Here is a 24,876-nt window from a genome sequence, read left to right on the forward strand (position 1 = left end):
TAGTTTTATGGGAATAAGGGCTTGCGTCTTTTTTTTTCTTTGCAATACCTATAAACAAAGAGATTAGATACTATGCGGCATGCCCTTTAAGCTGTACGAGCGAAATTAGCGTGATAATATTGTAATTTTATCTAGACAACATTCGATGATTAGGCTAATTCAAAAACTCATTAAAGCGGAAAAGGATTATGATTCATTTATTGAGCTCTTATTTACCGGTATTGGTTTTTATTACTATTTCAGTAATTATTACTGGAGTTCTTTTAATCATACCCTATATGGTGGCTTATCGTGCTCCTGATCCTGAGAAATTATCGGCTTATGAATGTGGATTCAACTCATTTGATGATGCTCGAATGAAGTTTGATGTTCGATTTTATCTAGTTTCAATTTTATTCATTATTTTCGATCTTGAGGTTGCTTTTCTTTTTCCTTGGGCTGTTTCATTTGCTTCAATAGGTATATTTGGTTTTTGGTCGATGATTGTGTTCTTAGCGATATTGACGATTGGATTTATATATGAATGGAAAAAGGGGGCTCTTGAATGGAATTAGGATTTAATAATTCAGTGGTTGTTGCTCCAAAATCAAAAGGAATCATTGATCCAAATACAGGTAAGTTGCTAGGTTCTAATGATAAGTTTTTCAGTGATATTAATACTGAATTAGGGGACAAGGGTTTCTTAGTAACTTCAGCAGAGGCTTTAATCACTTGGGCACGCACCGGTTCATTGATGTGGATGAGCTTTGGTCTGGCTTGTTGTGCGGTTGAGATGATGCAATGCTCAATGCCTCATTATGATAATGAACGTTTTGGTTATGCGCCACGCGCTTCACCGCGTCAATCAGATGTGATGGTAGTTGCTGGTACTTTAACAAATAAAATGGCACCTGCTTTACGTAAAGTTTACGATCAGATGCCTGAGCCACGTTATGTGATTTCTATGGGATCCTGTGCGAATGGTGGGGGGTATTATCATTATTCTTATTCGGTTGTGCGTGGATGTGATCGCATTGTTCCAGTGGATATTTATATTCCAGGATGTCCTCCTACAGCAGAGGCACTGTTGTATGGCATCTTATTATTGCAGAAAAAAATCCGTCGGACTGGATCTATAGAGCGATAGGGAATTTATAATAATGAGTGAAACATTAATTGAGCTTTCTAACTATTTGAAAGATAAATTGGGAGATAAGATAGAGGAAAGTATTTTTGCATTTGGTGAATTGACAATTGTATCACGTCTTGATGCAATTATTGATGTTTTAATGTTTGTTCGCGATGATTCTCGTTGTCAATTTATTAGTATTATAGATATTAGCGGTGTAGATTATCCTTCTCGTGAAAAACGTTTTGATGTGTCTTATCAGTTATTATCTCCACGATATAATTTACGTTTACGTATTAAAGTGCGTACTGATGAGAATGTAGCTGTTGCTTCTGCTTGTTCGATTTATCCTGGAGCAGAATGGTATGAGCGTGAAGCTTACGATATGTATGGTATTTTATTTTCAGGACATCCGGATTTGCGACGTATTTTAACAGATTATGGATTTGAAGGGCATCCTTTGCGCAAAGATTTTCCTGTAACAGGATTTGTTGAATGTCGTTATGATAATGAAAGCAAACGAGTTATTTATGAACCTATTATTTTGCGACAAGAAATGCGTAATTTTGACTTTCTTTCACCTTGGGAAGGTAATGAGCGTATTTCATCATGTATTAAAGAATCAAGTATTGAAAAATAATTGAGCATTTTCAGTAGGGGTGGTGTATAGAAAGTGATCATTGCATATAAGTTATTTATACACTTATACACAGTGAGTAGTTATTTTGTGTTGTGCATTATAATAACAGAATATTTATTGGTGTTCAGTTTTTAGGATGTATTGAAAGAAGCAAGGGGTTGATAGTGCCTGAGGTTAATGTCCGAAATTTTAATATTAATTTTGGTCCACAGCATCCTGCTGCGCATGGTGTTTTGCGCATGGTTTTAGAATTGGATGGTGAAGTTGTTGAGCGTGTGGATCCACATATTGGATTATTGCACCGCGGTACAGAAAAGTTAATGGAAACAAAAACTTACCTCCAAGCAGGACCTTATCTTGATCGTTTAGATTATGTTGCTCCTATGAATCAAGAGCATGCTTTTGTGCTTGCTATTGAAAAATTATTGGGTATTGAGGTTCCTAAGCGAGGGCAATTGATTCGCGTTCTATTTTCTGAAATTGGGCGTATTCTTAATCATTTGCTTAATGTAACGACACAGGCAATGGATGTTGGTGCTTTAACACCACCACTTTGGGGGTTTGAACAGCGTGAAAAATTGATGATTTTTTATGAGCGTGCATGTGGTGCACGTCTTCATGCCAATTATTTTCGTCCTGGTGGTGTGCATCAAGATTTACCAGAAAAATTAATTGAAGATATTGGTAATTTTATTGATCCATTTCTTATTGCTCTTGATAAACTTGATAAGCTTATAACACCCAATCGAATTTTTAAACAGCGGAATGTAGATATTGGTGTGGTGAATATTAATGAGGCTTGGGCTCGTGCTTTTTCTGGGGTAATGATTCGTGGGGCTGGTGTATCATGGGATTTGCGTAAAAGCCAACCTTATGAGTGTTATGATGAAATGGAATTTGATATTCCTGTAGGTAAAAATAGTGATTGTTACGATCGCTATCTCATTCGTATGGAAGAAATGAGGCAATCAACAAAAATTATGCGGCAATGTGTAAACCGTTTGCTTTCTTCTGAAAAAAATGGACCAGTTTCAAGCTTAGATCGTAAGGTTGTGCCACCAAAACGCAGTGAGATGAAAAATTCGATGGAAGCACTTATTCATCATTTTAAGCTTTATACAGAAGGTTTTCATACTCCTCCTGGTGAAGTTTATGTCGCTGTAGAAGCACCAAAAGGTGAGTTTGGTGTTTATCTAGTTTCTGATGGAACAAATAAACCTTATCGTGTTAAATTACGTGCTCCTGGTTTTGCTCATCTTCAAGCTATGGACTTTCTGACTCGAGGCCATATGCTAGCAGATGCAACAGCTATTTTGGGCTCGATTGATATTGTTTTTGGGGAGGTTGATCGTTAATGTCTTTACGTCGTCTTGCCGATGATATCCATCAGCCAGTGAAATTTTCTTTCACAAAAGAGAATCAAGTATGGGTGCAAAATACCATAAAGAAATATCCCGTAGGGCGTGAACAATCTGCTGTTATCCCCTTATTGATGCGTGCTCAAGAACAGGAAGGTTGGGTAACGCGTGCTGCAATTGAACATATTGCTGAAATACTTTCTATGGCTTATATTCGCGTTTTAGAGGTCGCGACTTTTTACACTCAATTTCAACTAAAACCAGTTGGAACAAAGGCGCATATTCAGGTTTGTGGTACGACTCCTTGTATGCTACGTGGTTCCGAAGAATTGATCAAAGTTTGTCAAAAAAAAATTCATTATAAGCCTTTCGTTACTAATCAAAATGGCACATTGTCATGGGAAGAAGTTGAGTGTCTTGGTGCTTGTGTTAACGCTCCAATGGTTATGATTTTCAAAGATACTTATGAAGATCTTACAGCTGAACGTCTTGAAGAAATTATCGATGCATTTGAGGCAGGTAAAGGTTCTAATATAACTGTAGGACCACAAAATAATCGTAAATCATCAGAACCTATTAGTGGCTTAACTTCTTTAGTTGATGGGAATAAAAATAAAATGAAATCATTTAAATCTTCAAAGAAAAAGAGAAATGAAGGCATAGAAGTTGGATAAATATTTCTTTGAATTGAATAAAATATCTTTAATATAAAATAGAATTTTTGGAAAAATATTGAAAAATTGAATTAGGAAAATGCTAAAAATGCATTCAGTTGTAGAAAAAAAGGTGGGGTATGCTGGCTGATAAGGATCGCATTTTCACCAATATTTATGGTTTTAAAGATAAATCATTGAAGGCCGCGGTATTGCGTGGACATTGGGATGGTACCAAAGCGATTATTGAAAAAGGCCGTGATTGGATTATTGATGAAATGAAAGCTTCAGGCTTACGTGGTCGTGGTGGTGCTGGTTTTCCTACTGGTATGAAATGGTCATTTATGCCAAAACAAAGTGATGGTCGGCCTCATTATTTGGTCGTGAATGCAGATGAGTCGGAGCCAGGAACATGTAAAGACCGTGATATTTTAAGACACGATCCCCATACTTTAATTGAAGGATGTGTTATTGCTACTTTTGCAATGGGGGCAAATGTTGCTTTTATTTATGTCCGTGGTGAATATATTCGTGAGCGTGAAGCGCTTCAGGCTGCAATTGATGAGTGTTATGAAGCGGGGTTACTTGGCAAAAAGACTAAGTGTGGTCATGTTTGTGATATTATTGTTCATCATGGTGCTGGAGCTTACATTTGCGGTGAAGAGACAGCTCTTCTTGAAAGCCTTGAGGGGAAAAAAGGCCAACCTCGATTAAAACCTCCATTTCCTGCAAATATGGGAATTTATGGTTGTCCAACAACCGTTAACAACGTGGAATCTATAGCAGTTGTTCCTACAATTTTACGTCGAGGTGCTTCGTGGTTTTCATCGATTGGTCGGGCAAACAATGTTGGAACGAAATTGTTTATGATTTCTGGACATGTTAATGCGCCTTGTACATTCGAAGAAGCTCTAGGTGTTTCTTTTCGTGAATTGATTGAAAAACACACAGGTGGTATTCGCGGTGGATGGAATAATCTTTTAGCAGTTATTCCAGGGGGTGCTTCTTGTCCGATTGTGCGTGGAGAAGATATGATAAATGCCATTATGGATTTCGATGGGATGCGAGATGTTGGCTCTTCTTTTGGGACAGGTGGTGCGATTGTTATGGACAAATCAACTGATATTATTAAGGCAATTTGGCGTATAGCAGCTTTTTTTAAACATGAAAGCTGTGGTCAATGTACACCATGTCGTGAAGGAACTGGGTGGATGATGCGTCTTTTGGGGCGTATGGTTGAGGGAAGAGCGCAAAAACGCGAAATTGATCTTCTATTTGAAGTTTCTAAACAGGTTGAAGGGCATACTATTTGTGCACTTGGAGATGCTGCAGCATGGCCTATACAAGGGTTAATCCGTAATTTTCGTTCAGAGATTGAACAAAGAATTGATGATTACACGCGAAGTGCAGTTCAAAGCAAAAATATTACTTTGGAAACAATAAAATAAAGAGTTTTGTTTTTTAAAATGATGAAATACAAATTAAGTAGGTTATTCGCGGGCTGGATTGGTGATGATAAGTATTAAAGTTGATGGTAAAGAAATTGAAGTTCCCGACCACTACACATTGCTTCAAGCTGCTGAGGCTGCGGGTGCTGAGGTGCCACGTTTTTGTTTTCACGAAGCTCTATCAATTGCTGGGAATTGTCGTATGTGTTTGGTTGAGGTCAAAGGTGGACCTCCAAAACCACAGGCTTCTTGTGCTATGGGAGTTCGTGATTTACGATTAGGACCAAACGGTGAGATGCCTGAAATATTTATTAATACGGAAATGGTCAAAAAAGCCCGTGAAGGCGTTATGGAATTCCTCCTCATTAACCATCCATTAGATTGTCCTGTATGTGATCAAGGTGGTGAATGTGATCTTCAAGATCAAGCAATTTTTTATGGGCGTGATCATTCTCGTTATACAGAAGATAAACGTGCTGTTGAAGATAAGTATATTGGACCTCTTGTAAAAACTGTTATGACACGATGTATTCATTGTACACGTTGTGTTCGTTTTACAACAGAGGTTGCAGGTGTTTCAGATCTTGGTTTAATTGGCCGTGGTGAAGATGCTGAAATCACGACATATCTTGAAAGAGCTATGACATCTGAATTGCAGGGCAATGTTATTGATCTTTGTCCAGTAGGTGCTTTAACTTCAAAGCCTTATGCGTTTTGTGCTCGTCCATGGGAATTGATTAAAACAGAGTCGATTGATGTGATGGATGCTCTTGGTAGTGCTATTCGCATTGATAGCCGAGGGCGTGAAGTTATGCGAATTGTGCCACGCATTAATAAAGATATAAATGAGGAATGGATTTCTGATAAGACACGTTTTATTTGGGATGGATTGCGCACTCAAAGACTTGATAAACCGTATGTTCGAAAAGATGGCAAACTTCAGCCTGTAAGTTGGTCAGAGGCTTTTGAAAAAATTAAAATGGTTATATCTGAAACTTCAGCAAAAAAAATTGGAGCAATTGCTGGAGATCTTGTATCTATTGAAGAAATGTATGCACTTAAATTATTATTGCTTTCATTGGGCTCAAAGGCCTTTGACTGTCGTCAAAGGGGTATGGTTTTATCACCTGAATTAGGGCGTTCGAGTTATATTTTTAATCCTACTATCGCAGGCATTGAGCGTGCAGATGCATTGTTAATTGTAGGATCTAATCCACGTGTTGAGGCTGCTGTTTTAAATGCGCGTATTTTAAAACGTCAACGAGTAGGCAGAATCCCAATTGCGTTAGTTGGAGAGCAGGTCGATTTGCGTTATCCATATTCTTACCTTGGTGCTGGTACTGATGCATTAGATGCGCTTATTAGTGGAGAGAATGTATTTTTTGATGTACTAAAAAAGGCTGAGAGGCCGCTTATTCTTATTGGGGAGGGTGCCATTTCAGGTAAAGAAGGTTTATCTGTTTTAAAGAATCTTGCAAAACTAGCGGATATTGTTGGAGCTCTTAGTGAAGAATGGAATGGATTTGGCATTCTTCATAATGCTGCATCGACTGTTGGAGGACTAGATATTGGTTTTACCTATAAATTAGGAGTTAAAAATATTGTTAAAACCTGTGAAGTTCTATTTTTGCTTAGCGCTGATGAAATAGAATTAACCAATAGCAAAGCCTTTATAATTTATATTGGTAGCCACGGTGATAATGGTGCGCATGCTGCTGATGTGATTTTACCGGCATCTGCTTATACTGAGAAATCAGGGCTTTATGTTAATACAGAAGGTCGTGTTCAGATGACAAATCGAGCTGGTTTTGCTCCAGGTGATGCAAAGGAGGATTGGGCTATTTTACGTGCTTTATCTGATGTTTTAAATAAAAAGCTCCCTTTTGATTCATTATCTCAATTGAGACAAAATTTATTTAATGATTTTCCACATCTTTGTGCCATTGATAATATAGCGCCTTCATGTATAAATGATCTTAAAGCTTTGAGTTCACAAATAATTGTTCTGAAACCACAAAAATTTACTTCTATGATTAAAGACTTTTATTTAACAAATCCAATAGCGCGTGCTTCTGCAGTTATGGCAGAATGTTCGTCTCTTACGAAAAGTCACATTACAGAAGCTATGAAGTAAGGACAAAGGGGGAAAAGGAACAGTTATGTACGATTTCTTTATGGCCTGGCTATTGCCATTATCGATTATAGTGGGTAAAACCCTTATCCTTTTAGTTGTTCTTTTGATTTTGATTGCTTATTTGCTTTATGCAGATAGGAAAATTTGGGCAGCTGTACAATTACGACGTGGACCGAATGTTGTTGGTCCATGGGGGTTGTTGCAGTCTTTTGCAGACTTGATAAAATTTGCTGTTAAAGAACCAATTATTCCTGCTGGTGCTAATAAAGGCGTTTTTCTTCTTGCTCCTTTTGTTTCAGCAGTACTTGCGTTATCAACATGGGCAGTTGTTCCGGTTAATAAAGATTGGGAAATTGCAAGTATTAATGTTGGTTTATTATATATACTGGCTATTTCTTCTCTTGAAGTTTATGGTGTTATCATGGGAGGATGGGCATCAAATTCGAAATATCCTTTTTTAGGAGCTCTTCGTTCAGCAGCACAAATGATTTCTTATGAAGTTTCAATTGGTCTTGTTCTTGTTACAGTTGTTTTAGTAAGTGGTTCATTAGATCTTACAATAATTGTTCTTGAACAGAATAATGGTTTTGGAAAGAATATTGGTTTGCCATTCGGTAGTTTTCTTGATTGGAATTGGTTAGTTCTTTTTCCAATGTTTATTATATTTTTCATTTCTGCGCTTGCAGAGACAAATCGACCTCCTTTTGATTTGGTTGAGGCAGAATCTGAGCTTGTTGCCGGACACATGGTTGAATATTCTTCAACTCCTTATATGCTTTTTTTTCTTGGTGAATACGTTGCAATTGTTTTAATGTGTGCATTGACAACTATTTTGTTTTTAGGTGGCTGGTTACCTCCTTTTGATGTGTGGTGGCTTAATTGGGTCCCTGGTGTCATTTGGTTTGTTCTGAAAGTTTGTTTTGTGTTTTTTTGGTTTGCTATGGTTAAAGCGTTTGTACCCCGCTATCGTTATGATCAGTTAATGCGTCTTGGTTGGAAGGTATTCCTTCCTATTTCATTGGCAATGGTTGTAATGACTGCTGCTGTTTTGCAATATACTGGTTCAGCTTAAGAGGAAATCTTATATGTCAAGTCTTATTCAAGCAGCAAAATCACTTCTTTTATTAGAATTCATAAGTGCCTTTTTTTTAGCAATGCGTCAGTTTTTTTCTCAAAAACCTACAATTAACTATCCTTATGAAAAAGGTTTTGTTTCTGCACGTTTTCGTGGTGAGCATGCTTTGCGTCGCTATCCAAATGGGGAAGAACGGTGTATCGCATGTAAATTATGTGAAGCAATTTGTCCCGCGCAGGCTATTACAATTGAAGCAGGTCCTCGACGTAATGACGGCACACGTAGAACTATTCGTTATGATATTGATATGGTCAAGTGTATCTATTGTGGTTTTTGTCAGGAGGCTTGTCCAGTTGATGCTATTGTAGAAGGTCCGAATTTTGAGTTTGCAACAGAAATGCGTGAAGAACTTTATTATGATAAAGAAAAGCTTTTAAATAATGGAGATCGTTGGGAGCGAGAAATTGCTCGCAATATATTAATAGATTCACCTTATCGTTAGGTGTATTGTTAAATGGAGTAGTCGGATAATGTATCCGATAAGAATAGTCAGGTATGAATTTTCATACCTATTTGTTTGATTGATTGAGGGGAAGTCCATGCTAACAGGTCTAGCGGTGGCATTTTTCTATATTTTTGCTTTCATTATGCTTATAAGCGCGGTCATTGTTGTTACTGCGCGTAATCCTGTTCATTCAGTTCTATTTTTAATATTAGTATTTTTTAATGCTGCAGTTTTATTTTTGCTTTCAGGAGCAGAATTTTTAGGGCTTATCTTATTAGTTGTATATGTTGGTGCTGTAGCAGTTTTATTTTTATTTGTAGTTATGATGCTTGATGTTGACTTTGCTGAATTGAAAAGTGGCGCACTCAAATATGCTCCTATTGGTGCTTTTATTGGTATTATTATCGCTATAGAGCTTATTTTTGTTTTTATTAGTAACGGTTTTTCTCTAGTTTCAGGAGTTCATATTACACAACCAATGCCAGATTTAGCACAACGAACAAATACCCAAGCACTAGGAGATATTCTCTATACAGATTATGCTTTTTACTTTCAAATTTCAGGAATAATTTTATTAGTTGCAATGATTGGTGCTATTGTTCTGACACTTCGTCACAGATCAGGAATTAAACGACAATCAATTGCAGTTCAAGTTGCGAGAACAGCGGAAAATGCAATTGAAATCAAAAAAGTTGAATCAGGTAAAGGTATTTAACGGAAAAATTATTATGTACATTGATATTATTCATTATCTCATTGTTTCTGCATTGATATTTACAATTGGTATTCTTGGTATTTTTTTAAATAGAAAGAATGTGATTGTTATTCTTATGTCAATTGAGCTTATATTGCTTTCAGTCAATCTTAATTTTGTTGCGTTTTCAGCTTTTCTTCATGATTTAGTTGGGCAAGTATTTTCTTTATTTATCTTGACAGTAGCAGCTGCTGAAGCAGCAATTGGTTTAGCAATTCTTGTTGTCTTTTTTCGTAATCGTGGTTCCATTGCGGTTGAAGATGTTAATGTGATGAAGGGTTGATAAGTGATGTATTATATGATCGTTTTTCTTCCGCTTTTAGGTTTTTTAATTGCTGCAATAGGTGGAAAGACTATAGCTCCTCGTGCCAGTGAGCTGGTAACATCTAGCTTTATGGTGATTGTTGCTGGATTATCATGGATCTCTTTTTTGAATGTAACTTTTGGCAATACTTCAACGGTTGATATACCGCTATTGGGATGGATAGGTATTGGTAAATTAGCATTTGATTGGTCTTTGCATGTTGATACGTTAACAGCTGTTATGCTTGTTGTAGTGAATAGTGTTTCAGCATTAGTTCATATTTATTCAATTGGTTATATGCATCATGATCCTTCAAGACCTCGTTTTTTTGCTTATCTTTCTTTATTTACATTTATGATGTTGATGTTGGTGACGGCTAATAATCTAATTCAAATGTTTTTTGGATGGGAAGGTGTTGGCCTTGTGTCTTATTTGCTGATTGGTTTTTGGTTTCAGCGGGATTCAGCTAATAAAGCAGCAATGAAAGCTTTTGTAGTTAATCGTGTCGGAGATTTTGGTTTTCTATTAGGAATCTTCAATATTTTTGTTTTATTTCAGTCAGTTAATTTTGTAGATATTTTTACAAAAGCTGCAGACAATAATTTTATAAAAGGTATGACGTTTTTAGGTGGTCATTTTGCTGGACAAACAGTGATTACTATTACATGTCTTCTTTTATTTGTTGGTGCTATGGGGAAATCGGCACAATTTCTTTTACACACATGGCTTCCTGATGCGATGGAGGGACCAACTCCAGTATCTGCGCTCATTCATGCAGCTACAATGGTAACAGCTGGTGTTTTTATGATAGCGCGTATGTCACCGATTTTTGAACTTTCTCCAAATGCTTTAACGGTAATCATTGTTATCGGGGCAACCACAGCATTTTTTGCCGCAACTATAGGAGTAGTACAAAATGATATCAAGCGTGTTATTGCTTATTCTACTTGTTCACAGCTTGGTTATATGTTTGTTGGGCTAGGAGTTGGGGCTTATGGAGCAGCTATTTTTCATCTTTTTACGCATGCTTTTTTTAAAGCCTTATTATTTCTCGGTGCAGGTTCTGTAATTCATGCTGTTTCTGATGAGCAAGATATGCGAAAAATGGGTGGGTTATATAAATATATAAAAACAACTTATTGGATGATGTTTATAGGGACTATTGCATTAACCGGTTTTGGGATTCCTGGAACTCTTTTTGGCACTGCAGGATTTTTTTCAAAAGATGCTATTATAGAATCTACCTTTGCATCGCATAATATTGTATCAGAATATGCTTTTTGGCTTCTTATTTTATCTGCTTTATTAACGAGTTTTTATTCTTGGCGACTTGTATTTATGACATTTCATGGTAAGACGCGTGCAACTGTTGATGTTATGCATCATGTGCATGAATCAGCTCCAGTTATGTTAATTCCATTATTTGTTTTATCTATTGGAGCACTATTTGCGGGCGTAATTTTTCAACCTTATTTTTGGGGTGACTTTTATGATTCTTTCTGGAAGGGCGCATTATTTACAGGAAATCATAATCATATTCTTCATGAAGCGCACAATGTACCCAACTGGGTGAAATGGTCGCCATTTACAGCAATGATTCTTGGGGTCATTTTAGCTTATTTATTTTATATTTTAGTTCCTTCAATTCCTAAAAGAATTGCTGAATTTTTACCTATGTTATACCGATTTCTTTATAATAAATGGTATTTTGATGAAATTTATAATATTTTATTTGTTCGTTCTGCTTTGGGAATTGGCCACTTTTTTTGGAAAATAGGTGACAATAAGGTTATTGATGGTTTAGGTCCAAATGGCATTGCGGCGCGTATTATTAATATCACAAATAAAGTTGTTCGCATGCAAACAGGTTATCTTTATCATTATGCATATGCAATGCTGATTGGTGTGGCAATACTGATTACATGGATGATGATCAGGAGCTTAAATTGATGACCGACTGGCCTATTCTTTCTACTGTTACCTTTTTACCGCTTATTGGTGTGTTTCTGATTTTATTAATTAAGGATGATAGTGAAGCAGCAAAACGCAATATACGTAATGTTGCATTTTTTACAACTGTGTTTGTTTTTATTATTTCTTTAGTTATTTGGGCAGGATTTGATACTACAAACTCTGATTTTCAGATGGTTGAGAAATTCCATTGGTTAGGTAGTGATATTAGTTATCATATGGGTATCGATGGCATTTCTGTACTTTTTGTTGTTCTTTCAGCTTTTCTATTACCTTTCTGTATTTTAGCAAGTTGGAATACTATTCAAGATAGATTAAAAGATTACATGGTTGCTTTTCTTCTTCTCGAAGTTGCAATTATTGGAGTTTTTTGTGCTCTTGATGCAGTCTTATTTTATATCTTTTTTGAAGGTAGTCTTATTCCAATGTTTATTATTATCGGCGTTTGGGGTGGAGTGCGTCGTGTTTATGCAAGTATGAAATTTTTCTTATATACTTTGCTTGGCTCAGTGCTCATGCTGGTTGCTATCATGGTTATGTATTGGGAAGCAGGAACACTTGATATACCGACTTTGTTAACCTACCAGTTTACTACACATATGCAGACATGGTTGTGGCTTGCATTTTTTGCTTCTTTTGCTGTTAAAATGCCAATGTGGCCATTTCACACATGGTTACCTGATGCACATGTAGAAGCACCAACAGCAGGCTCTGTTATTTTAGCTGGTATATTACTTAAATTAGGTGGTTATGGTTTTATTCGTTTTTCGTTACCAATGTTTCCTATTGCTTCAGCTGATTTTTCTTCTTTAGTTTTCACGTTATCGCTTATTGCAATTATTTACACATCGTTAGTTGCGCTTGTTCAAAATGATATAAAGAAACTTATTGCTTATTCATCAGTAGCGCATATGGGATACGTAACGATGGGCATTTTTTCTGCTAATGAACAAGGCATTCAAGGTGCTATTTATCAGATGTTATCGCATGGAATTGTTTCAGCAGCTTTATTTCTTTGTGTTGGAGTAATTTATAATCGCTTACATACACGTGAAATTTCAGCATTTGGAGGTTTAGTAAATAACATGCCTAAATATGCTGTTGTTTTTTTGATTTTTACTATGGCAAATGTTGGTTTACCTGGAAGCTCAGGATTTATAGGCGAGTTTTTAACTCTAATAGGTGTTTTTCAAGTTAATAAATTAGTCGCTGTTTTTGCTACAACTGGCGTTATTTTATCAGCAGCTTATGCACTTTATCTTTATAGGTGCATCATTTTTGGCTTTTTAGAAAAAGAAAATTTAAAGGTTCTTCTTGATTTATCATCAATAGAAAAATTCACCCTTTATCCAATGGTTATTCTTACAATATTTTTTGGTGTTTATCCAACACCAATTTTTAAAACAACAATGTCTGCAGTAAAATCTTTGATCAACCAGCTGCATTAAATAAAAGATGAACGCTCATGCAAACTGAAATAATAACTCAATTAGTATTAATTGTTCCTGAAATTTTAATTGCATTGGGAGGAGTAACATTACTTTTAATTGGTGTTTATTCCGGTGCGCATTCATATTTAACTGTTACAGGTTTGGCAATTGCTCTGCTTATTGCAACTATTGTTATCATGGTAATCTTTCCAAAAAGCGGTCTTTTTTATACAAATGCACTCATTATTGATTCTTTTAGCCGCTATATGAAAATTTTAACGCTTATTGGTGCATTATTTGCTCTCATTATGTCAGTTTCTTTTACCTGTGCTCAAAAAATTGATATATTTGAATTTCCAGTATTGGTTCTGTTTGCAACCCTTGGTATGATGTTCATGATTTCAGCAGGTAATATGCTGTCTCTTTATATGGGTTTAGAACTACAATCTTTATCCTTGTATGTTTTAGCTGCTATTAATCGTAATAATGTTAAATCCTCTGAAGCAGGATTAAAATATTTTGTCTTAGGTGCATTGTCTTCAGGATTACTCCTTTATGGTATTTCATTGCTCTATGGTTTTACTGGCCAAATTGGTTTCCATGAAATTGCATTGGCTTTAAAAGGTAAGGCTTTACAGTTAGGCGTTATTTTTGGAATTGTATTTATTTTAGCTGGTTTAGCTTTCAAAATTTCTGCAGTTCCATTTCATATGTGGACTCCTGATGTTTATGAAGGTGCACCAACGCCTATTACAGCGTTTTTTGCTGGTGCGCCTAAAGTTGCAGCAATGGCATTAATTATTCGTATAATTGTTGTTGCTTTTATTCCACTTAATAACTCTGATAATCTTATGCCTGCGTGGCAGCAAATTATAATATTTATAGCGATTGCATCAATGATATTAGGTGCATTTGCTGCAATTGGTCAAAGTAATATTAAGCGTCTAATGGCTTATTCATCGATTAGTCATATGGGATATGCTCTTGTTGGGCTAGCTGCAGGAAATATGATTGGAGTGAAAGGTGTTATCATTTATATGACTATTTATCTTGGTATGACACTTGGTTCATTTTCTTTCATTCTTGGTATGCGATCGCATGATGGAAATCTTGAAAATATTTATGATCTTGCAGGATTGGCAAAAAACAATCCATTTATGGCTATTATTATGACAATACAACTTTTTTCTTTAGCAAGTATACCACCTATGGCAGGTTTTTTTGGGAAATGGTATACATTTTCTGCAGCTGTTCATGCAGGTCTTACTCCGCTTGCTGTCGTTGGTGTATTGGCTTCTGTGGTTGGTGCTTTTTATTATTTGCGTGTTATCAAAATTATGTGGTTTGATAATGCAAAAGCTGACTTTATTTCTTTATCAAGTGAACTTAAGTTTTGTCTTAGCCTTTCTGCATTGTTCACTTTATTTTACGTATTTTTGGGAATTTTGTTTTCTGAATTAGCAGAACAAGCTGCTGCAGCATTGTTTTAGTGAATATGGTTTATGTATTGTCAGATTTTGCACAAAAACAAGGATATGATATTGAGTCATATGAAAGTGTTGACTCAACAAATCTTGTTGCACAGCAAAAGGCATATTCTGGTCATCATGGTTATCTTTGGATTGTTGCGAATGAGCAGACACAAGGAAGAGCCAGAAGAGGAAGAATATGGAGTAGTCCAAAAGGAAACCTTTATTCTAGCCTTTTATTAATTGATGATATTATCGATCAGACTGCTGCTCAGCTTAGTTTTGTTGCTGGAGTAAGTATGTTAGAGGCTATCAAACAATTTATAAAAAATGAAGAACAAGCTAATAATATTGTTAGCTTGAAATGGCCAAATGATATTTTGCTTAAAGGAGCTAAAAGCTGTGGGATTTTGCTTGAGCTTTTCAAACTAACTTCACAAAAATATGCATTAGTTATTGGTATTGGTATGAATGTAGAATACCACTATGAAGATGCACCATATCCAACCTCAAGTATAAAGAATATTGGTTTGAGTATTGATAAAAAAGAATTATTTATGGCTCTAACGCAATATTTTGCTGAAAATTATCTTCTTTGGAAACAACCCTGTGGATGTGATATAATTCGTAAAAAATGGCTTTTATCTTGTTCTCATCTTGGGCAACATATTAAAGTGATCAGTGATGAAAGGATCATTGAAGGTATTTTTGATGGTCTTGATTGTGATTTTAACTGTATTGTAAAACAAAAAAATGGTCAGCAGGCAATCATAACATCTGGAGATGTTCATTTTGGTTTAGCCGCTTCTGCTGATGTAAGCCGTAATTGACTTATAAAGTTTTATTGCAGCATGAGTTATCTTAATAATTTAGGAGACATTTATGACTGTTGCCAACAACAATGAATTGGTTTTTTTACCTTTAGGAGGAGTCGGAGAAATAGGAATGAATCTAGCTGCCTATGGATTTGGCCCTAAAGATTGTCGTAAATGGTTACTTGTTGATATGGGAGTTAGTTTCGCAGGTCCTGAATTACCTGGAGTAGATCTTATTTTGCCGGATATTCGTTTTTTAGAAAGTGAAAAAGATAATATCTGTGGTCTTATTTTAACACATGCTCATGAAGATCATTATGGTGCTGTTCTTGATTTATGGCCAAAGCTTAAAATTCCACTTTATTGCACTTGTTTTACAGCTGGATTATTAGAGAGTAAAAGACAGTCAGATTTTGAATTTCATGAAATTCCAGTCAATATTTTTCAATCTGGCGATTGCTTTCAGGTTGGACCATTTTCAATTGAAGCTATTTCTGTCAATCATTCAATTCCAGAAGCCGTCTCTTTAGCTATTACAACATCTTTAGGAAATGTGATTCATACTGGAGATTGGAAAATTGATCATACGCCTTCACTTGGGGCTATAACAAATGAGGAACGGTTTCGTGCTTTAGGGAATAAAGGTGTATTAGCCTTGCTGTGTGATTCTACTAATGCACTTCAAGATGGTATATCGCCATCGGAACAACAAGTTCAGGAAAGTATTTCTGAAATTATTTTAAAAGCTAGAGGTCGAATTGCTATTACAACTTTTGCCTCTAATATTGGCCGTATACGATCAATTGCTCTTGCTGCTGCGTCTGTTGGACGTCAAGTTCTTTTAGTGGGACGTTCTTTAAAGCGTAGTGTTATGGTAGCGCAAGAACTTGGTTATATGGATGATATAGCACCATTTGTAGCAGAAGAAGATTATGGCCATATTCCACGAGAAAATATTGTTTTGGTGGTAACTGGCAGTCAAGGCGAACCACGTGCTGCATTAGCAAAACTCTCGCGAAATGAAATGAAAAATATTGTTCTCTCTCCTGGTGACACAGTTATTTATTCATCACGTAATATTCCAGGCAATGAAAAAGCTATTATTGATATACAAAATCGTTTTATTGATCAGGGTATTCATATTATTACGAATCGTGATGCTCTTGTGCACGTTTCAGGTCATCCTCGTCGTTCGGAACTTTTACAAATGTATGATTGGACAAAACCACAGATACTTATTCCCGTACATGGTGAAGCGGTACATCTTACAGCTCAAGCAACTTTAGCACATCAAGTTGGCATAAAAGTTGTTGCTAGGATTAGAAATGGTGATATATTTCGTCTTGCACCAGAACCAATAGAAATTATCGATCAAGTCCTTGTTGGTCGTATCTATAAAGATGGTTTTCTGCTTGGTAATGAAGATGAATTAGGAATCCGTGAACGCTGCAAATTAAGTTATGTTGGTCATGTTTCTGTTTCTCTTCACATGAATAATAAGCATGATTTAATTGATGATATCGGTCTTATAGTATTTGGTCTTCCTAAAAGTGATAGAGCAGGAGAATTATTGGAAGATATTCTTTTAAATGTTATTGAAAATGTCATTAATAATATCCCACGTGCTAAAAGAAAAGATAATGAACTTATCCGAGAAGCTGTGAGGCGTGCAGTAAGAGCAGCTGTTAATAAGATTTGGGGGAAAAAGCCTATTTGTGTAGTTTTTTTACATCGTTCAAAATAAAAGTATTTTGTATTCGATTATTTTTTATAAAAAGGAGATAAAACTATTCAATTAGCTTATTGCACAAATACGTATTCCACACTTTTTATGTAAGTGCAGTTAAAGAAAAGATAGTGGATAATATTTCAATATTGTTATCATATTTGCAAGCTTTAAGAAATAGCTATAAATATCACTTGTAAATTGCTGTAATTTGATAGGTCTAATTAGGAGTTAATAGTTTTAATGCGTCTTTCTCAATATTTTCTTCCTATTTTAAAAGAGAATCCCAAAGAAGCAGAAGTTGTTTCACATCGATTTATGTTGCGAGCTGGTATGATACGTCGACAAACATCAGGAATTTATTCTTGGTTACCATTGGGTAAGAAAGTTCTTGACAAGATTTGTAAGATTATTCGTGAAGAGCAAGAACGAGCTGGGGCTTTAGAAATATTGATGCCAACGATTCAATCTGCTGATCTTTGGCGTGAAAGTAATCGTTATAATGATTACGGTCTTGAAATGTTGCGCATTAGAGATCGTCAAGACCGTGATTTACTCTATGGTCCGACCAATGAAGAGATGGTCACAGATATTTTCCGTTCATATGTTCGTTCTTATAAAGATCTTCCACTTAATCTCTATCATATTCAATGGAAATTTCGTGATGAAGTTCGTCCACGTTTTGGTGTGATGCGCGCACGCGAATTCTTGATGAAAGATGCCTATTCTTTTGATCTTGATTATGCGAGTGCAAAAACATCCTATAATCGTATGTTTGTTGCTTATTTACGTACTTTTTCTCGCATTGGCTTGAAAGCAATTCCTATGCGTGCTGATACAGGTCCAATTGGTGGTGAGCTTAGTCATGAATTTATTATTTTAGCCGAAACAGGTGAAAGTTCTATATTCTGTGACAAACGATTTTTTGAATTTACTGTCCCATCTGTTTCAATTGATTTTACTGATAAGGATATTTTGGCTGATATTGTTAGACAATGGACATCTTTATATGCTGCAACAGAAGAAATGCATAATGAAGAAGAGTGGAATAAAGTCTTTGCTATGAATAAGCTCTCAGCGCGTGGTATTGAGGTAGGGCATATTTTTCATTTTGGTACAAAATACTCTGCTCCGATGGGAGCAAAAGTTATGGGACAAGATGGAAAAGAGCACTTGGTTTCTATGGGATCTTATGGAATTGGGCCTTCGCGTCTTGTAGCAGCAGTCATTGAGTCTTCGCATGATGAACATGGTATTATTTGGCCAAAATCAATTGCACCATTTGATTTTGGCATCATCAATATGAAACCAGATGATCAAAAATGTAGTTATATATGTGAAACTCTTTATCAGGGGCTTATACGTAATGGTTTTGATCCATTGTTAGATGATACGAGTGAGCGCCCTGGATCGAAATTTGCAACAATGGATTTGATTGGTTTACCGGTACAAATGATTATTGGTCCTAAAAATATTACACAAAATGAAGTTGAAATTAAAGACCGAAAAACAGGTTTTAGAGAAGTTTTAACGGTTGAAGCTGCATTACACCGATTTGCAGTAATTTGATAGGTAATATCATGAATGTTTTGAGGAATAAAGGATTTTCATCTTATCAATGGATGATTGCTTTCCGTTATATGATTCCTAATAAAAAACATATGTTTACATCTATTATTTCAATCATTTCTTTAATTGGAATTATGTTAGGAGTTTTTTCTTTAGTTGTTGTTATGGCAGTCATGAATGGTTTTCGGACAGAACTTCTCAGTCGTATTTTAGGAATGAATGGGCATCTTGTTGTACAAACAATTGATTCCAATTTTACTGATTATAATATTCTTATTTCTTCTCTGGAATCTATCAAGGATATAAAATTCGTTCTACCCATTATTGAAGGACAAGCTCTTGTCCAGGGTAGTATTGAAGGAGGAACTGGTGCTTTAGTTCGTGGTGTACGTCAAAAAGATTTGAAAAAACTAAAAACGGTAGCCCAAAATATTATCTCAGGTACGCTCGCTCAATTTGATAAAGAAGAAGGTGTTGCAATTGGGAGTGGCTTGGCAGAAAAATTGGGTCTTACAGTTGGAAGTGATCTTCGCATCATTACACCAAATGGTGATGATACGCCCTTTGGAGTTACGCCGCGTGTCAAAGCTTATAAAGTTATTGCTATCTTTGAGGTTGGTATGTCAGAATATGATTCAATATTTGTTTTTATGCCTCTTCATGAAGCACAAATTTTCTTTAATTTAGATGAAAAAATTCAATCTCTAGAGTTATTTCTTAATGATCCTGATGCTATTGATCAAATAAAGCCGATTATAGAAAAAACAGTTAATCAACAAATTAATTTAATTGATTGGCGTATGCGAAATCAGGCTTTTTTTTCAGCATTACAAGTTGAACGAAATGTTATGTTTTTTATTCTCTCTCTTATTATTCTTGTTGCTGCTTTGAATATTATTTCAGGATTGATAATGCTTGTAAAAGATAAAAGCCATGACATTGCAATTCTGCGTACAATGGGAGCAAATCAAAGTGCAATTATGCATATATTTATTACCACTGGGATGGTGATTGGATTTATAGGAACGATATTTGGTTTAATTTTAGGAATTATAGTTACTGTAAATATTAATCATATTCAAGATTTTATATCTTGGCTGTTTAATGTTGATGTTTTTAATCCTCAACTTTATTTTTTAGCAAAGTTGCCAGCTCGAATTGAGTGGGGGCAGACTGCTATGGTAGTTATGATGGCTTTGTTTTTATCTTTTCTTGCAACACTCATTCCTGCATGGCGTGCTGCTAAATTAGATCCTATACAAGCTTTAAGGTATGAATGATGTCTACTATTTTAGAGCTTATTGAGATTGAGAGACATTTTTTTGATAATGGTAAACCTTTAGTTATTTTGAACAAAGCTAATTTTGTTCTAAAACGTGGAGAAATGGTAGCGCTTGTAGCACCGTCTGGTTCTGGAAAATCAACACTTCTTCATATCGCAGGATTATTAGAAAGACCAACAGCTGGTGATATTTTGTTACGAGGTATTTCTTGTGCAAAACGTTCTGATGATGAACGCACGGCAATCAGACGAAATGATATTGGTTTTGTCTATCAATTTCATCATCTACTACCAGAATTTACAGCTTTAGAAAATGTTATGATTCCTCAAATGATCGCAGGATTAAAAAAATCTATTGCGAAAGATCGTGGCCTCAAATTATTAAGCTATCTTCGTGTTGCTCATCGAGCTAAACACCGTCCATCAGAATTATCGGGGGGTGAGCAACAACGTGTCGCAATTGCGCGTGCTGTAGCAAATGCACCTTCTGTACTTTTAGCTGATGAGCCTACAGGAAACCTTGATCCTGTAACTTCAGCTTATGTATTTCAAGCTTTATCAGTACTTGTGCGCCAATCTGGGCTTGCAGCTCTTATTGCCACACATAATTATGGCTTAGCCAAACAGATGCATCGTCGAATTACAATAAAAGAAAAAAAAATTATTGAACTTCCTTAATATTGAGATACAAAATTTATTCTAAAACAATAACAGTGTAGTGTATGTTTATTTTCGTTTGTTAGGAGATTTTTATGACAAATTTGGCCATTAATGAAAATCAATTGGATTTACGTCGTCGCCGATTGATTTTTCGTGCATGGCACCGAGGTATTCGTGAAATAGACTTGATTTTTGGTCAATATGTTGATGCACATATTAGCAAGATGAGTGATCAAACAGTTTCTAAACTTGAATATATTATGTCTTTTGAAGATCGTGATTTATTAACGTGGATTACAGGGGAAGTTTCTATACCATCTGAAGTAGATAGTCCACTTTTTCGCGATATTATAAATTATTGTTCTCGTATAAATTTTAATTAATCAAAATGACTATATTAAAAAAAATTATTATTCCCCCAAATATGCATAGTTGTATGATTTTTGATGGTGTTGTTGATGGATTTGAAGCTTTTGCACTTGCTAAATTAAGTGCAGAAATTGCTCAAAATAAACCACTTGTTTACGTTGTCCGTGATGGAACAAAAATGGCTTATTTACAGCAAGCTTTAAATTTCATTGAACCTAATTTACCTGTTCTTCAATTTCCGGCATGGGATTGTTTACCTTATGATCGTGTATCACCTGGAGTAGCTATTACTGCACGTCGTCTTTCAGCTTTGGCTCATATGTCAGATTTGCGTAAAAATCCACGGTGTTCTATTATATTAACAACAGCCAATACAATTATTCAAAAACTACCACCTTGTGCAATGATTGATGATCAAATTATCCATGTGCGTATTGGTCAATGCATGGATATGATACATTTGATTTATTATTTAGAACGCAATGGTTTTGAACGCGTTGCAACTGTACGTGATGTTGGTGAATTTGCTGTAAGAGGAGGAATTATTGATATTTTTTCTCCTAGTTATACGGAGCCTTTTCGTCTTGATTTTTTTGGTCAGACCTTGGAGACAATTCGCATATTTGATTCAGCAACACAACGAACAATAGCTAATAAAACAGAATTATTTTTGCAGCCGATGAGTGAAATTACCCTCACTCCTGATTTCATCAGCAGATTTAAAAGCAATTATATTCGTGCTTTTGGAGTACCAAAAAAAAGTGATATGCTTTATGAAGCTATTTCCCAAGGAAGGCGTTTTTCAGGTATGGAGCATTGGCTCCCATTTTTTTATGAAAATCTCAATAGCTTTTTTGATCACTGTGGTAATCTACCTGTTGTTTTTGAGCATCTCATAGAAGAAGCTCTCATTGAACGCTATCGTCTTATTGTAGATTATTATAGTGCTCGCAAAGAACGAGAAAGTAATCAAGAGAATGATGTTTCTTATCATCCAATAGAGCCTAATCTTCTTTATTGGACACCAGAACAAGTTTTAACAGATATAGAGCAGGGTGGCCTGCGGATTGATTTTACACCTTTTAATATTTCACAAACAGTTAAACAAACAGTTATTCATACAAATGCTACACAAGGCTATGATTTTATAAAAGAGCGTAATGCTCCAGATAAAAATGTTTTTTCAAGTGTGGTTGATCATATTGCTTCATTGCGGTCTTCTGGTAAGAAAATACTTTTGGCTTTTTGGAGTGAAGGATCTATGGATCGTTTATTGCAAGTTCTTGATGAACACGGGTTACAAAAAGTAGAAATTACAAAATCATTGCAGACTGTAAAAGCAACACCGCGTGATCGGATCTTAGCTGCTGTTTTAATGATAGAGCATGGCTTTGAAATTGAAGATTTTGTTGTTATAGCAGAACAAGATATCCTTGGTGATCGACTAGTAAGATCAGCAAAAAAACGTAAGAGTAATGCGCATTTTATTTCTGAAATTGCTTCCTTAAATTCTGGTGATATCGTTGTACATGTTGATCATGGTATTGGACAGTTTATTGGTCTCAGGACTATCATGGCAACTGGGATTTTACGTGATTGTTTAGAAATCAACTATGCTGGAGGCGATCGACTATTTTTACCCATTGAGAATATTGAGCTTTTATCTCGTTATGGATCAGAAAGTACAAATATCGCGTTGGATAAATTAGGAAGTGTTGGATGGCAAACACGTAAAGCACGCCTTAAAAAGCATTTATTAAAAATTGCTGGTCAATTGATCTGTATAGCTGCAGAACGCGCTACGCGTTCTGCACCTTCTTTAATTCCACCAGTAGGGCTCTTTGATGAATTTGTTGCATGTTTTCCTTACGAGGAAACGGATGATCAAATGGATGCTATTAATGCTGTTTTAGACGATTTAGCATCAGGAAAACCAATGGATCGTTTAATCTGCGGTGATGTGGGTTTTGGCAAAACAGAAGTTGCTATTCGAAGTGCTTTTGTTGCAGCATTAAATGGTTATCAAGTTGCTGTTGTTGTGCCCACAACTTTGCTTTCACGACAACATTACAAGACCTTCATGGCCCGTTTTCAAGGGCTACCAGTTAAGATTGCTCATTTGTCAAGGCTTGTAAAACCGAAAGAATTGGCGCAAATTAAAAAAGCTATTTCAGAGGGTACGATCGATATTGTTATCGGAACGCATGCATTACTCAGTGACTCAGTGAGTTTTTCACGGTTAGGGCTTCTTATCATTGATGAAGAACAGCACTTTGGAGTAAAACATAAGGAGCGTCTAAAAGAACTAAAAAGTGATATTCATGTTCTTACACTTTCAGCTACTCCTATACCAAGAACTTTAAGCCTTGCTTTATCAGGACTACGTGAACTTTCACTAATCACAACTCCTCCTATTGATAGAATGGCTGTACGTACTTTTATTTCACCTTTTGATGTGATGGTTATACGCGAAACATTATTGCGCGAATATTATCGAGGTGGACAGAGTTTTTATGTTTGCCCACGTATTTCTGATCTTTCGTATATAGAAGAATATCTCAAAACACATGTACCTGAACTTAAATTTATTATAGCACATGGTCAAATGCCAGCTGGGCAACTTGATGATATTATGAATGCGTTTTATGATGGGCAATATAACGTATTACTTTCAACCACTATTATTGAATCAGGTCTCGACATTCCGACAGCTAATACATTAATTGTACATCGTGCTGAAATGTTTGGTCTTTCAGCACTCTATCAGTTACGTGGTAGAGTAGGGCGTTCAAAACAACGTGCTTATGCGCTTTTTACTTTCCCTTCTGGTAAAGTTTTACTTCCTGTAGCAGATCGTCGTCTTAAAGTTTTACAATCCCTTGATACATTAGGTGCAGGTTTTCAACTAGCTAGTCATGATATGGATATTCGAGGTTCAGGTAATTTATTAGGTGAAGAACAATCAGGACATATCAAAGAAGTTGGGTTTGAGCTATACCAAAAAATGCTTGAAGAAGCCGTTGCTGAATTAAAAGATGGTCAACATGATAGGGATAATCAGTGGTCACCTCAAATCTCTCTTGGTACAACAGTGATTATACCAGAAAATTTTGTCCCTGATTTATCATTACGTATGGGACTTTATCGTCGTTTGACAGAGCTTGATAATTTAGAAAAAATTGATGAATTTGGAGCTGAATTAATTGATCGCTTTGGTCCTTTACCACTCGAAGTTCAACACCTACTTAAAGTCTTTTATATTAAAATATTATGTCGAAAAGCACATGTGGAAAAATTAGATGCTGGACCAAAGGGAATTGTTATACAATTTCGCAATAATTACTTTGAAAATGGTATTGCTCTTATTCAATGGGTAGAAAAACAAGGATCAATGGCAAAAATTCGACCAGATCAAAGTATTGTTTTTATTCGTGATTGGACTAAAGTAAATGAAAGACTTATTGGTGTAGCAAATATTATGACACAACTTGCAGAAATAGCAACAGAATGTGCTGCTTAATTTAAATTAAAAAGTTTTTTATACTTATTTTACTTTACATATTATTATAATAATATATTTATTATTTATATTGATGCGTATAATAC

At 35.6% G+C, this 24,876-nt stretch carries 21 protein-coding genes; all 21 read left to right on the forward strand.

What is annotated here, in order from left to right; all coding sequences use genetic code 11:
- Positions 1–188: 188 nt before the first annotated feature.
- A complete protein-coding gene (locus M4Z11_RS05650; RefSeq protein WP_249677393.1) occupies positions 189–554 on the forward strand; it encodes an NADH-quinone oxidoreductase subunit A in 366 nt (121 codons plus the stop codon).
- Positions 545–1,126, forward strand: coding sequence for a NuoB/complex I 20 kDa subunit family protein (locus tag M4Z11_RS05655; RefSeq protein ID WP_249677395.1), 582 nt, complete (start codon positions 545–547; stop codon positions 1,124–1,126). Before M4Z11_RS05650 ends, M4Z11_RS05655 begins: the two co-directional genes overlap by 10 nt.
- A 13-nt stretch (positions 1,127–1,139) precedes the next feature.
- The gene (locus M4Z11_RS05660; RefSeq protein ID WP_249677397.1) at positions 1,140–1,748 is read left to right on the forward strand and encodes an NADH-quinone oxidoreductase subunit C; all 609 of its coding nucleotides are present in this window, start codon (positions 1,140–1,142) and stop codon (positions 1,746–1,748) included.
- Positions 1,749–1,912: 164 nt separating this feature from the next.
- Positions 1,913–3,103 carry an NADH-quinone oxidoreductase subunit D gene (locus M4Z11_RS05665; protein ID WP_249677399.1) on the forward strand — a complete coding sequence of 397 codons (1,191 nt, stop codon included), beginning with the start codon at positions 1,913–1,915 and terminating at the stop codon, positions 3,101–3,103.
- Positions 3,103–3,780: an NADH-quinone oxidoreductase subunit NuoE gene (nuoE, locus tag M4Z11_RS05670; RefSeq protein WP_249677400.1), complete on the forward strand. Its 678-nt coding sequence runs from the start codon at positions 3,103–3,105 to the stop codon at positions 3,778–3,780. Before M4Z11_RS05665 ends, nuoE begins: the two co-directional genes overlap by 1 nt.
- 119 nt (positions 3,781–3,899) lie before the next feature.
- Positions 3,900–5,207, forward strand: a complete 1,308-nt coding sequence (gene nuoF / locus M4Z11_RS05675; RefSeq protein WP_249677403.1) for an NADH-quinone oxidoreductase subunit NuoF — start codon at positions 3,900–3,902, stop codon at positions 5,205–5,207.
- Between the two features lie 64 nt (positions 5,208–5,271).
- Positions 5,272–7,341, forward strand: coding sequence for an NADH-quinone oxidoreductase subunit NuoG (gene nuoG / locus M4Z11_RS05680; protein ID WP_249677405.1), 2,070 nt, complete (start codon positions 5,272–5,274; stop codon positions 7,339–7,341).
- 25 nt (positions 7,342–7,366) lie between these two features.
- Positions 7,367–8,413, forward strand: a complete 1,047-nt coding sequence (nuoH, locus tag M4Z11_RS05685) for an NADH-quinone oxidoreductase subunit NuoH (protein ID WP_249677409.1) — start codon at positions 7,367–7,369, stop codon at positions 8,411–8,413.
- Positions 8,414–8,426: 13 nt separating this feature from the next.
- Complete coding sequence (nuoI, locus tag M4Z11_RS05690; protein WP_249677412.1) at positions 8,427–8,918, forward strand: NADH-quinone oxidoreductase subunit NuoI; 492 nt, start codon at positions 8,427–8,429, stop codon at positions 8,916–8,918.
- 97 nt (positions 8,919–9,015) lie between these two features.
- Positions 9,016–9,636, forward strand: a complete 621-nt coding sequence (locus M4Z11_RS05695; protein ID WP_249677416.1) for an NADH-quinone oxidoreductase subunit J — start codon at positions 9,016–9,018, stop codon at positions 9,634–9,636.
- 13 nt (positions 9,637–9,649) lie between these two features.
- Positions 9,650–9,958: an NADH-quinone oxidoreductase subunit NuoK gene (nuoK, locus tag M4Z11_RS05700; RefSeq protein WP_249677419.1), complete on the forward strand. Its 309-nt coding sequence runs from the start codon at positions 9,650–9,652 to the stop codon at positions 9,956–9,958.
- A 6-nt stretch (positions 9,959–9,964) separates the two neighbouring features.
- Complete coding sequence (nuoL, locus tag M4Z11_RS05705; protein ID WP_249677422.1) at positions 9,965–11,929, forward strand: NADH-quinone oxidoreductase subunit L; 1,965 nt, start codon at positions 9,965–9,967, stop codon at positions 11,927–11,929.
- Complete coding sequence (locus tag M4Z11_RS05710) at positions 11,929–13,398, forward strand: NADH-quinone oxidoreductase subunit M (protein WP_249677450.1); 1,470 nt, start codon at positions 11,929–11,931, stop codon at positions 13,396–13,398. Before nuoL ends, M4Z11_RS05710 begins: the two co-directional genes overlap by 1 nt.
- Positions 13,399–13,415: 17 nt before the next feature.
- Positions 13,416–14,870 carry an NADH-quinone oxidoreductase subunit NuoN gene (gene nuoN, locus M4Z11_RS05715; protein WP_249677425.1) on the forward strand — a complete coding sequence of 485 codons (1,455 nt, stop codon included), beginning with the start codon at positions 13,416–13,418 and terminating at the stop codon, positions 14,868–14,870.
- A complete protein-coding gene (locus M4Z11_RS05720; RefSeq protein WP_249677428.1) occupies positions 14,870–15,679 on the forward strand; it encodes a biotin--[acetyl-CoA-carboxylase] ligase in 810 nt (269 codons plus the stop codon). The genes nuoN and M4Z11_RS05720 overlap by 1 nt, the downstream gene beginning before the upstream one ends.
- A gap of 52 nt (positions 15,680–15,731) precedes the next feature.
- Entirely contained in the window at positions 15,732–17,408 is a 1,677-nt protein-coding gene (locus M4Z11_RS05725; RefSeq protein WP_249677431.1) for a ribonuclease J, read from the forward strand.
- A 225-nt stretch (positions 17,409–17,633) separates the two neighbouring features.
- On the forward strand, positions 17,634–18,959 hold the full coding sequence (gene proS, locus M4Z11_RS05730) for a proline--tRNA ligase (protein WP_249677434.1): 1,326 nt from the start codon (positions 17,634–17,636) through the stop codon (positions 18,957–18,959).
- Positions 18,960–18,970: 11 nt separating this feature from the next.
- Complete coding sequence (locus M4Z11_RS05735; RefSeq protein WP_249677437.1) at positions 18,971–20,239, forward strand: lipoprotein-releasing ABC transporter permease subunit; 1,269 nt, start codon at positions 18,971–18,973, stop codon at positions 20,237–20,239.
- On the forward strand, positions 20,239–20,919 hold the full coding sequence (locus M4Z11_RS05740) for an ABC transporter ATP-binding protein (protein ID WP_249677440.1): 681 nt from the start codon (positions 20,239–20,241) through the stop codon (positions 20,917–20,919). Before M4Z11_RS05735 ends, M4Z11_RS05740 begins: the two co-directional genes overlap by 1 nt.
- Positions 20,920–20,993: 74 nt before the next feature.
- Positions 20,994–21,284 (forward strand): FAD assembly factor SdhE, encoded by a 291-nt coding sequence (locus tag M4Z11_RS05745; RefSeq protein ID WP_249677442.1) that lies wholly within the window; start codon positions 20,994–20,996, stop codon positions 21,282–21,284.
- Positions 21,285–21,289: 5 nt separating this feature from the next.
- Positions 21,290–24,790: a transcription-repair coupling factor gene (gene mfd / locus M4Z11_RS05750; protein WP_249677444.1), complete on the forward strand. Its 3,501-nt coding sequence runs from the start codon at positions 21,290–21,292 to the stop codon at positions 24,788–24,790.
- Positions 24,791–24,876 lie beyond the last annotated feature (86 nt).

This window comes from Bartonella bilalgolemi (assembly GCF_023500045.1).
Taxonomy (GTDB): domain Bacteria; phylum Pseudomonadota; class Alphaproteobacteria; order Rhizobiales; family Rhizobiaceae; genus Bartonella; species Bartonella bilalgolemii.

Excerpts from the sequence above, each read along its gene's own strand:
- M4Z11_RS05650 (WP_249677393.1), top strand. The coding sequence starts at position 189 with ATGATTCATTTATTGAGCTCTTATTTACCGGTATTGGTTTTTATTACT.
- M4Z11_RS05655 (WP_249677395.1), top strand. The coding sequence starts at position 545 with ATGGAATTAGGATTTAATAATTCAGTGGTTGTTGCTCCAAAATCAAAA.
- M4Z11_RS05660 (WP_249677397.1), top strand. The coding sequence starts at position 1,140 with ATGAGTGAAACATTAATTGAGCTTTCTAACTATTTGAAAGATAAATTG.
- nuoE (WP_249677400.1), top strand. The coding sequence starts at position 3,103 with ATGTCTTTACGTCGTCTTGCCGATGATATCCATCAGCCAGTGAAATTT.
- nuoF (WP_249677403.1), top strand. The coding sequence starts at position 3,900 with ATGCTGGCTGATAAGGATCGCATTTTCACCAATATTTATGGTTTTAAA.
- nuoG (WP_249677405.1), top strand. The coding sequence starts at position 5,272 with ATGATAAGTATTAAAGTTGATGGTAAAGAAATTGAAGTTCCCGACCAC.
- nuoH (WP_249677409.1), top strand. The coding sequence starts at position 7,367 with ATGTACGATTTCTTTATGGCCTGGCTATTGCCATTATCGATTATAGTG.
- nuoI (WP_249677412.1), top strand. The coding sequence starts at position 8,427 with ATGTCAAGTCTTATTCAAGCAGCAAAATCACTTCTTTTATTAGAATTC.
- M4Z11_RS05695 (WP_249677416.1), top strand. The coding sequence starts at position 9,016 with ATGCTAACAGGTCTAGCGGTGGCATTTTTCTATATTTTTGCTTTCATT.
- nuoK (WP_249677419.1), top strand. The coding sequence starts at position 9,650 with ATGTACATTGATATTATTCATTATCTCATTGTTTCTGCATTGATATTT.
- nuoL (WP_249677422.1), top strand. The coding sequence starts at position 9,965 with ATGTATTATATGATCGTTTTTCTTCCGCTTTTAGGTTTTTTAATTGCT.
- M4Z11_RS05710 (WP_249677450.1), top strand. The coding sequence starts at position 11,929 with ATGACCGACTGGCCTATTCTTTCTACTGTTACCTTTTTACCGCTTATT.
- nuoN (WP_249677425.1), top strand. The coding sequence starts at position 13,416 with ATGCAAACTGAAATAATAACTCAATTAGTATTAATTGTTCCTGAAATT.
- M4Z11_RS05725 (WP_249677431.1), top strand. The coding sequence starts at position 15,732 with ATGACTGTTGCCAACAACAATGAATTGGTTTTTTTACCTTTAGGAGGA.
- proS (WP_249677434.1), top strand. The coding sequence starts at position 17,634 with ATGCGTCTTTCTCAATATTTTCTTCCTATTTTAAAAGAGAATCCCAAA.
- M4Z11_RS05735 (WP_249677437.1), top strand. The coding sequence starts at position 18,971 with ATGAATGTTTTGAGGAATAAAGGATTTTCATCTTATCAATGGATGATT.
- M4Z11_RS05740 (WP_249677440.1), top strand. The coding sequence starts at position 20,239 with ATGTCTACTATTTTAGAGCTTATTGAGATTGAGAGACATTTTTTTGAT.
- M4Z11_RS05745 (WP_249677442.1), top strand. The coding sequence starts at position 20,994 with ATGACAAATTTGGCCATTAATGAAAATCAATTGGATTTACGTCGTCGC.
- mfd (WP_249677444.1), top strand. The coding sequence starts at position 21,290 with ATGACTATATTAAAAAAAATTATTATTCCCCCAAATATGCATAGTTGT.